The 8,664-nt window shown below is 72.6% G+C and carries 8 protein-coding genes; 4 read left to right on the top strand and 4 right to left on the bottom strand.

All coding sequences use genetic code 11. The features are described from left to right. The first annotated feature begins 1,054 nt into the window (after positions 1–1,054). Positions 1,055–1,747, top strand: coding sequence for a hypothetical protein (locus tag ACFVTC_RS20375; RefSeq protein ID WP_390128834.1), 693 nt, complete (start codon positions 1,055–1,057; stop codon positions 1,745–1,747). Positions 1,748–2,158: 411 nt separating this feature from the next. Here the strand turns inward: ACFVTC_RS20375 and ACFVTC_RS20370 are convergent, their stop codons facing one another. Next, positions 2,159–2,740: a TetR/AcrR family transcriptional regulator gene (locus tag ACFVTC_RS20370; RefSeq protein ID WP_390128831.1), complete on the bottom strand. Its 582-nt coding sequence runs from the start codon at positions 2,738–2,740 to the stop codon at positions 2,159–2,161. Between the two features lie 117 nt (positions 2,741–2,857). Beyond that, on the bottom strand, positions 2,858–3,307 hold the full coding sequence (locus ACFVTC_RS20365; RefSeq protein WP_390128828.1) for a lipocalin-like domain-containing protein: 450 nt from the start codon (positions 3,305–3,307) through the stop codon (positions 2,858–2,860). A 217-nt stretch (positions 3,308–3,524) separates the two neighbouring features. Here ACFVTC_RS20365 and ACFVTC_RS20360 point away from each other — a divergent pair, with 217 nt between their 5' ends. Beyond that, complete coding sequence (locus tag ACFVTC_RS20360; protein ID WP_329292240.1) at positions 3,525–4,154, top strand: isochorismatase family cysteine hydrolase; 630 nt, start codon at positions 3,525–3,527, stop codon at positions 4,152–4,154. A 1-nt stretch (position 4,155) separates the two neighbouring features. Continuing rightward, the gene (locus tag ACFVTC_RS20355; RefSeq protein ID WP_390128825.1) at positions 4,156–5,733 is read left to right on the top strand and encodes an aldehyde dehydrogenase (NADP(+)); all 1,578 of its coding nucleotides are present in this window, start codon (positions 4,156–4,158) and stop codon (positions 5,731–5,733) included. Positions 5,734–6,077: 344 nt separating this feature from the next. On the opposite strand, the gene ACFVTC_RS20350 is transcribed toward ACFVTC_RS20355, so the two are convergent. After that, positions 6,078–6,281, bottom strand: coding sequence for a hypothetical protein (locus ACFVTC_RS20350; protein ID WP_390128824.1), 204 nt, complete (start codon positions 6,279–6,281; stop codon positions 6,078–6,080). A 511-nt stretch (positions 6,282–6,792) separates the two neighbouring features. On the opposite strand from ACFVTC_RS20350, the gene ACFVTC_RS20345 reads away from it, so the two are divergent. After that, on the top strand, positions 6,793–7,446 hold the full coding sequence (locus tag ACFVTC_RS20345) for a hypothetical protein (protein WP_390128822.1): 654 nt from the start codon (positions 6,793–6,795) through the stop codon (positions 7,444–7,446). Positions 7,447–7,550: 104 nt separating this feature from the next. Here the strand turns inward: ACFVTC_RS20345 and ACFVTC_RS20340 are convergent, their stop codons facing one another. Continuing rightward, positions 7,551–8,600, bottom strand: coding sequence for a PP2C family protein-serine/threonine phosphatase (locus ACFVTC_RS20340; RefSeq protein WP_390128820.1), 1,050 nt, complete (start codon positions 8,598–8,600; stop codon positions 7,551–7,553). Positions 8,601–8,664: the final 64 nt, after the last annotated feature.

Below are 8,664 nucleotides of genomic sequence, written 5' to 3'. Positions count from 1 at the left end.
GGCCCGACCCCTCACCGTCCGCGGGCGGTTGACGCGCACGCCCACGTCGCCCGGCCGCGGTGGGGCCGGACCGGAACCCGGTCCGGCCCCACGGCGTAGCGCTGCCCGGCGACGGGAATCCCCGCGCCCGAAGCCGGCGGACGGCAGTGACGTGCCACGGGTGCCGTGCCACGGGTGCCGTGGGCACGAGCGCTGTGGACGTGGGCGACGTGTACATGGGCGCCGTGTACATGGGCGCCGTGGGCACGAGCGCCGTGGGCACGAGCGCCGTGGATCTGGGCGGCACACACGCGGCGGGCTTCCCGGAGAAGGGGCGGAGAGCCGGTTGGCCGCCGGCACGGCACCTTCCTGGGCTGACAGGGCGTCAAACGCGTCATGCGGGGTGCCGGGCGGGTGTGCGGTGCCGCGTTGGAGTGCTGCCGGGGCGCTCGTCGGGGTGCCCACGTGTCTTGTCCTGCCCGTGGGAGCCGGGAGGCGGGATCGGGTGGGTCGATGGCCGCTGGTGGGGCGCGGGCCGGAACTCGAAGCCTTCGCCGGTGGCGCTGGCGAACCCGGAACGCCGGGGGTTCGTGGTGGGCGGTCCGGCCGGGGTGGGCAAGTCCCGGCCGGTGGAGGAGTGTCTGGACAGGGCCGCGGCCGCGGGTTTCCGGGTGGGGCGGGCCACCGCGAGCGCTGCCGCGGGCGCGGTGCCCCTGAGGGGCGATCGCGCATCTGCTGCCCGCCGGGGTGGACCTGTCCGACCCGGTGGCCGGGTTCGCCACCGTCGTGAGCGGACTGGCCGCCGGGCCGGGGCAACGACGGTGGGTGCGGCTGGTCGAAGACGCGCATCTGCTGGACGCGGCTTCCGCGGTGCTGTTGCGGAAGCTGATGGACGCCGGCGCGGTCCTGCTGATCGGCACCGCCCGCACCGGTGAGCCGCATGGCAGGGCGGTCACGGCGCTGCGCGGCGGGGACGAGGTCTCCCGGGTCGACCTGACCGTACTGGCCCCGGAGCGGACCGAGGCGCTGCTGCGGGCCGTGCTCGGGGGACCGGTCGACCGTCGCACGGTGCACGGTGCACGAACTGTCGGTCGCGAGCGGGGGCGACGTGCTGTACCTGCGCGAACTGGTGCTCGGTGCGCTGACCGCCGGGGACCTGACCGAGGACGGGGAGATCTGGCACCTGCGCGAGGGCCGGCTGCCGGGCACCGCGCGGCCGGCCGAAGTGGTCGGAACCCGGCTGGACACCGCCGCCCGCGCCGGACGTCCCGTCCTGGAACGCCTCGCGCTGTGCGAGCCGTTGCCGCTCGCCGATGCCGAGTCCCTCGCTCCGCCGCGGACGCTGACGGCCCTGGAACGGGCGGGACTGATCCGCGTCGTCCAGGACCGGCGGCGCGTCACCGTGACGCTGGCCCACCCCCTGTACGGCGAGGTACCGCGGGCCGGACTGCCGGTCCTGCGCCGCCGGACCCTTTTACCGGACCAGGCCGCACGCGTCGAGGCCCGTGGTGCCCGCCGCCGCGGCGACCCGCTGCGCGTCGCCACCTGGCGGCCCGGCCGCCACCGGCACCGCCGACCCGGCCCTCCTCGTCCGGGCCGCCGTGCCGGCCCGCCACGCCCACGACTATCACCAGGCAATCGCGAACCGGCCCGGACGTTCCGGAGGGGGTGCCGCCTGTGCCTTCGGTGCCCCCGGGCGCGTCCGTGCGTCACACGCGCCGTCCGTCGTAGAGCGCGACCGCGAGCGGCTGAGTGGGTGAGCGCCTGAGTGGCTGAGTGGCGGCCGTGTCGTGTCGGCCCCGTTCCGGTGGGTTGGCGGGCGGCCGGGCGGAGTCGGGTACGGCCTCGCCGCGCTGCCGTACGCGCCGTACGCGCCGTACGCGCCGTACGCGCCGTACGCGCCGTACGCGCCGTACGCGCCGTACGCGCCGTACGCGCCGTACGCGCCGTACGCGCCGTACGCGCGAGATCCTCGGCCGGGTGGCGCGGCGGACCGTACCGGACGCCGCCCGCCTGTCCGCCTCGAAGGGGCGGGCAGGGCGCGAGGGGGCGGACCCCACCCGGTCGTGCCGTTCCCCCGCGGCGCGGGCTCGGTCTCCCCGCGGTGGGGCTACCGGGCGCGGGTGACGGGCGCCCGGGTAGGTCACGGTGCCGGTTCCCCGGCAGGGGACGCGTGGGGTCAGGACTCCGCGGGCGCGCCCTTGAGCCGCGCGGCGACCGTCCGCAGAAGCTGATCGGAGAGCTCGGGGTCGGCGACCGCCCGTGACATCAGCAGCGCGCCGACCATCGCGCTCAGGGTGAGCATGGCGTCCGCCCGCGCCTCGTCGGAGTCGTCGCCGTCCGCCGTCCCGCTGATGAGCTCGAGATAGCCGCGCACCTGCTTCTCGTACGCCTCCTTCATCTCGGCCTCGCCGCGTCCCGCCGCGGCGCCGAGCGACACCACGGCACAGCCCGTTCCCGGAGCGTCACGGTGGCGGGCGCTGAGGTAGGAGTCGATCAGTCCTGTGCGGGGCTCCTCGCGGTTGCGACGGGCGGCCCGCGCCATCTTGGTCTCCCCGTCGACCAGAGCGAGGGCGGCGGCCTGACGCATCAGGTCGTCGCGCGAGGAGAAGTGCTTGTAGAACCCGCCGTGCGTCAGACCGGCCTCGTTCATCAGCTCGGCGACGCCGGGCCGGGTCAGCCCTTCCTCGCGGATGCGGCGGGCGGTGATCCGCAGGACCCGGTCACGCGACTCCGCCTTGGCCGCCTGGGAGTGACCCATGGCAAGACCTCCCGATCTGCGACGACAAGCCGCACCGATCAAATGTGGATGACGGACATCATATCCCCTGTTCGGATCGGCCTCCGGGCGGCCGGGCCGGCCCCGGCGGAGCGGACGTCACCGTGCGCGCTCCCAGACGAGCACACCCGTGCGGCGGGCGCCCCAGATCAGGGCGGGCTCGGGCAAGGACAGCCGGAGTCGGTCACCGTCCTGGTCGGCGACCCTGGCCAGGGTGGTGCCCACCCAGTTGGGAAACAGGCTGAGCTCGACGTGGTGGACCACGAAGTCGTCCTCCGGGACTTCGTAGGTCCCGGCGTAGGCCAGGTAGCCGGTGGCCGCCGCGGCCAGTTCCCCGGGCAGCCCCTCCTCGAGGCGCCCGCGGCGGAAGCGGGGCCGCAGTGGACGCATGATCTGGGCCGACATGTGACCGCCGGGTGTGTACGTGATCAGGCCCTGGGGTCGCGGGCCGAAGGGCTCGACGACCTCGCCGTCGTCGACGGCGGTGGCCCGGTACGACACCAGGCGCCAGGCGCCGACCAGGTTCTTGCGCAGTTCATCCGGATTCATGGGTTCCTCACTGGTCTTCGATGCTCCGCCGCCTCCGTACCGGGGTGCGGAAGAGGGCCGGCGTCGGAGAATGTGGATGATGGGAATCATACAGATGAACCCGTTCAGGGTGCGTGCGGGGTAGCTCACCTTGACTTTGAGGATGATGGACAACATCCTGAATGTGGATGATGGCAGTCATCCAAACTGGAACAGGAAACATCGAGAAGGACGCACCATGACGGACACCTACGACCCCACCCGCACCGCGGTTCTGCTGGTCGATCCCTACAACGACTTCCTGTCGGAGGGCGGCAAGATCTGGCCCGCCGTCCGGCAGGTGGCAACCGACGTCGGTCTGCTGGACAACCTGCGCGCCGTCGTCGCCGCGGGCCGCCGGGCGGAGCTGCGGATCGCCTTCGTCCCGCACCGCCGCTGGCAGGAGGGCGACTATGAGGACTGGGACCACCCCAACCCCACCCAGCGGCTGGTGCAGGAGCGCCACAGCTTCGCGCGCGGCACCTGGGGCGGCGAGTTCCACCAGGATCTTCAGCCCGCCGACGGTGACGTGATCGTGCAGGAGCACTGGGCGCAGAGCGGTTTCGCCAACACCGATCTGGACTTCCGGCTCAAGCAGCACGGCATCACCCATGTGATCGTCATCGGCCTGCTCGCCAACACGTGCATCGAGTCCACCAGCCGCTACGCGATGGAGCTCGGCTACCACGTGACCCTCGTCCGCGACGCCACCGCCGCGTTCATGCCCGAGATGATGCACGCCGCCCACGAACTCAACGGCCCCACCTACGCCCACACCATCACCACCACCACGGAACTCCTGCGGACGCTGGAGAACGGAGACCACTGAGATGACCCTGACCGGACACCTGCTGATCGGTTCGTCGAACGTCCCGGCATCCGCCGGCACGATGAAGGCACTCGACCCCGCGACGGGGGAGTACATCGGACCGGAGTTCGCCTTCGGCGGCCCCGCCGAGGTCGACCGTGCCGCGCGTCTGGCGGACGACGCCTTCGACAGCTACAACCGCACCGGCCCGAAGGAACGCGCCGCGTTCCTCGACCTGATCGCGGACCGGCTGGACGGGATCAACCAGGAGCTGGCCGAGCGGGCCGCGCTGGAGACCGGCCTGCCCGTGGCGCAACTCCAGGGAGAGGCGGCCAAGGCCGCCTCCCAGTTCCGGCAGTTCGCCGACGTGGTCCGCGCGGGCCGCTTCCGCGACGCCGCCATCGACCCGGCGCAGCCCGAGCGGCAGCCGCGGCCGCGGATGGACCACCGCCTGCAGAAGATCGCCATCGGGCCGGTCGCCATCTTCGGCGCGAGCAACTTCCCCATCTCCTACTCCGTCGCCGGCGGCGACACCGCCTCCGCGCTGGCGGCGGGCGCCCCGGTCGTCCTCAAGGCCCACAACGCCCACCCGGGCGCCTCGGAGCTCCAGGCGCGCGCCATCCGCGGCGCGGTCATCGACTCAGGGCTGCACGAGGGGGTGTTCTCCATGGTGCGAGGCGCGGGCAACGAGATCGGTGAGGCACTGGTGGACCACCCGCTGATCAAGGCGGTGACCTTCACCGGTTCCGAGCGTGGTGGCATGGCGCTGTACCGGCGGGCTCAGCTGCGTCCCGACCCGATCCCGGTCTTCGCCGAGATGACCAGCGTCAATCCCACCTTCGTCCTGCCCGCGGCGCTCGCGGCGCGCGGCGCCGAGACCGGAGACGGGTTCGCCGAGCGCATGCTCGTCAACGTCGGCCAGGCCTGCCTGAAGCCCGCCGTCCTGCTCGCTGTCGACGGCCCGGGTTACGCCGGGATGCGGGAGGCGGCCGCGGCACGGGTGAACGCCATGGGCGCGCGCACCATGCTGACCCCGGGTATCCACGACGCGTACGACCAGGGTGCGCGGCGACTGAGCGAGTCCGGCGCCGACACCCTCACCGAGGGCCCGGAGCCCCAGGGCCCCTGGGAGGGCCGCTCGCGGCTGCTGGAGGTCGACGGCGAGCGGTTCCTGGCGGATCCCGGACTGGCCGAGGAGGTCTTCGGACCGGCGGCACTGCTGGTACGCCTGACGGACATGGCCCAACTCCTCGAGGTGGCCGCGACGTTCCGCGGTCAGCTGTCGGCGACGATGCACCTGGACGAGGCCGACCACGGCGACGCGGCACGCCTGCTGCCGATCCTGGAACGGCGTACCGGCCGGATCGTGGTGAACGCGTTCGCCCACCCGCAGGAGGTCGGTGACGCGACCATCCACGGCGGACCCTTCCCGGCCACCACCGACAGCCGCTTCACCTCGGTCGGTATGACGTCCATCGACCGCTTCCTGCGTCCCGTCACCTACCAGGGTTTCCCCGACGCGTTGCTGCCGGACGCCCTCGCCGCGGACAACCCCCTGGGGCTGCCGCGCCTGGTCGAGGGCCACCTCACCCAGGACTGACGTACCCCGTCGCGCCGGTTGCTCCTCGAGCAACCGGCCGGAAGGCGACGTCACTTGACTACGCGGTCCGCGTCACGCGGACACGGGCGGGCTGTCCCGGCGGACCGCTTCGAGCGGTATGGCCACGGCCACCGACGCGCCGGCCGACCTGCCCGACGGCGGGACGGGGTCGCCTCGGTCGTCGAGCGGGGTCAGGGCCGGCCCATCTGTGGGAGACGGCCGCGCGGGGATCCCGCGCGTGGGTGGCGGATGCCCGGCCTCCCGGCCGCGCCGACCGTGCGGCGACCCGTGTCAGGCCGACCACCACGAGCGCTTCCCGGCCGCCGACTGTGCGGCGACCTGTGTCAGGCCGACCACCACGAGCGCTTCCCGGCCGCTGACCGTGCGGCGACCTGTGTCAGGCCGACCATGACCAGCGCCTCCCGGTACCCGGCCCCCGCGGCGACCGTGCGGAACCGCGCGGCGAGCAACTCGACGCGCTGCCGGAACGGATCCGCCGCCGACGGAGGAGCCGCCCCGTGCGGGAGCGCGCGCACCGGCTCACCCATCGGCGTCAGCCGTACGTCGGCGCGCGGCGGTGTTCGCGTGGGGTGTTCGGCGGTGGGGCGTGCGGGCGGCCTCCGGGTTGAGTGCGTGTCATCGCATCGTGAGTCCCACCAGTGGTCCGACGTCCCCGTGTGATGCGTAGGCCGACAGCGGCACGCATCACGCGGGGGCTCCCTTTGTCATGGGCTGCGGCTTCGGCTTGTCCCGGGCTGCGGCCTCGGCCGTGGGTTTTGCGGATCGGCCCGGGTTCTGCCGGGCCCCGTCCGAAGTGGGGCAGAACCACGGCTTTCACGCCGACGAAGTGCGCAATGCGCAGGTCACAGGCCACTTTTACGCGCGTTCGGACCTGTTCCGAGCGGCGGTCCGAGTGCGCCGGACCGCTGTCGCGTACGCCCAATCGGATTGCTGACTCCAGATCTTCCGCGTGTCCAATACGGCGGATAAAGGGATTATCGGTATTTTCAACCACAGATCGGCTGCTTGGCCGACGTCTCAGAGATAGGGAAGAGTGACATGACCACGCGCAACATTGCCGTGACTGCCGCCGTTGCGGCCGCTACGGCCCTCGTCGCCACGGGCGTCACCTACGCCTCGGCCACTGCAGCCCCCACGGCTACGCCCACCGTCAACCAGATCGCCCCCTCGGGCGGCGACAACGGGCAGTCGAAGGGCAAGGACGGGAACACCGGCCAGTCGAAGGGTAACGAAGGAGGAGGCGGAGGCGGAGGCGACCGCGGTGGCCGTCGCCACTACGAGGGTCGGATCGACTTCAACGAGCGGTCCTACTCCGCTCGCTCCTGGGGCTGCATCACCGTGGTGAGCGGTCTCGGTTCGCGCAGCTTCAACGTGCGCAACGACAGCCACAAGACCGTCGAGGTCTTCCGTGGTGCCACCTGTGACAACGGTTCGCCGCTTGCCACGGTCGGCCCGTGGAGCACCAGCAACGGCATCGTGCCCTTCCGCGTCCACGGTGGCGTGAAGGTCAGGGACGGCGTCGTGGGCAGCTTCCGTGTCGTCGAGGACCACCACGGCGGTGGCTACGGCGGTGGCTTCGGTGGCGGCGGCCGCGGTGGCGACCGTGGCGGCGACGGCGGCGGCTACGGCGGCGGCGACGGTGGCGGCTACGGCGGCGGCGACGGTGGCGGCTTCGGCGGCGACCGCGACTAGCCCTCACAGGCGACGTCCGCACCGCACGGAGAACCCGGCCCGCTGCAATCGGGCCGGGTTCTCCGGCATCTCCACCGGGACACCGGAGACCGCCGGAGGACGGATCAGGGACCGTGGTGAGGCGGGGCGTTGAGGATGGCCACGCAGGCGATGTCGTCGTCGAGGTGGCCGTCGCTGTGGCGCACGAGGGCTTGATGGAGGGTCCGGAGGAGCGCCGAGGGGGAGTCGGCGGCGGTGTGCGCCGTCCAGGCGGTGAGGGGGAAGAAGTCGCCGTCGGCGTCGCGGGTTTCGGTGACGCCGTCGGTGTAGAGCAGCAGCAGGTCACCGCGGGTGAAGGGGATCCGGTCGACGTGGTACTCGCAGCCGATGAGCGCGGCGAGGTTGACCGGCGGCGAGGGCGCCGCGGGCTCGATGGCCAGGGTGGCGCCGTCGCGGATGAGGAGGGGCGGCGGGTGCCCGCAGCTGAGGACCGAGACGTGCGTGCCGGTCGGCGGGAACTCGACGATGACGACCGTGGCGAATCGCTCCGGGGTGTCCTCGGCGGGGACGGCGATGTCGTACCGGGTGAGCGTGGTGTCAAGGCGGTGTGCGAGCTGCGACAGGTCGGCGGACTCGTAGGCGGCCTCGTAGAAGGAACCGAGGATGGCGGCGGAGACGCCGACGGCGCGCAGGCCCTTGCCGCGGACGTCCCCGAGGACGAGGCGCAGGCCGTGAGGGGTGTCGGCGGCGGCGTAGAAGTCGCCGCCGACACGGGCCTGCGGCGCCGCGGAGAGATAGAGGGTCGCGATCTCCAGGTTCCCGACCCGCTCGGGAACCGGTCTGAGGAGAACCTCCTGGGTGGCGTCGGCCACCGCGCGGACCTGGGCGAGGGTGCGTTCGCGTTGGAGGCGCAGATGGCTGGCGTAGACGGCGGCCAGGGTGACGGCCCCGATCGCGCCCGCGGTGTACAGGCTCGCCGTGTCGGGGACGACCACGGCGTAGCCGACGACCGGGAGCAGGCAGATCACGCCCAGGGCGAGGGTGGCTCGGACCGACCAGACCGATGCGGCCAGCGCCGGTGCTGCCGGAAGCAGGCGGCTGAAGGGGACGTCATGCGGCGTGAGGACGGCCAGGACGCCGATCACGGCTGTCAGCACGAGGGGGGACAGCAGCACGGGATCCCGACGCCGCACGGCAAGCCATACCCTCTGATATCTACTCAGGGCACCCATGGCTGGA

The organism is Streptomyces sp. NPDC057950, from assembly GCF_042887295.1.
Taxonomy (GTDB): Bacteria; Actinomycetota; Actinomycetes; order Streptomycetales; family Streptomycetaceae; genus Streptomyces; species Streptomyces kaempferi.
This window is presented reverse-complemented; position numbering and strand designations above follow the sequence as displayed.

Excerpts from the sequence above, each read along its gene's own strand:
- ACFVTC_RS20370 (WP_390128831.1), bottom strand. The coding sequence starts at position 2,740 with ATGGGTCACTCCCAGGCGGCCAAGGCGGAGTCGCGTGACCGGGTCCTG.
- ACFVTC_RS20365 (WP_390128828.1), bottom strand. The coding sequence starts at position 3,307 with ATGAATCCGGATGAACTGCGCAAGAACCTGGTCGGCGCCTGGCGCCTG.
- ACFVTC_RS20360 (WP_329292240.1), top strand. The coding sequence starts at position 3,525 with ATGACGGACACCTACGACCCCACCCGCACCGCGGTTCTGCTGGTCGAT.
- ACFVTC_RS20355 (WP_390128825.1), top strand. The coding sequence starts at position 4,156 with ATGACCCTGACCGGACACCTGCTGATCGGTTCGTCGAACGTCCCGGCA.
- ACFVTC_RS20350 (WP_390128824.1), bottom strand. The coding sequence starts at position 6,281 with ATGGGTGAGCCGGTGCGCGCGCTCCCGCACGGGGCGGCTCCTCCGTCG.
- ACFVTC_RS20345 (WP_390128822.1), top strand. The coding sequence starts at position 6,793 with ATGACCACGCGCAACATTGCCGTGACTGCCGCCGTTGCGGCCGCTACG.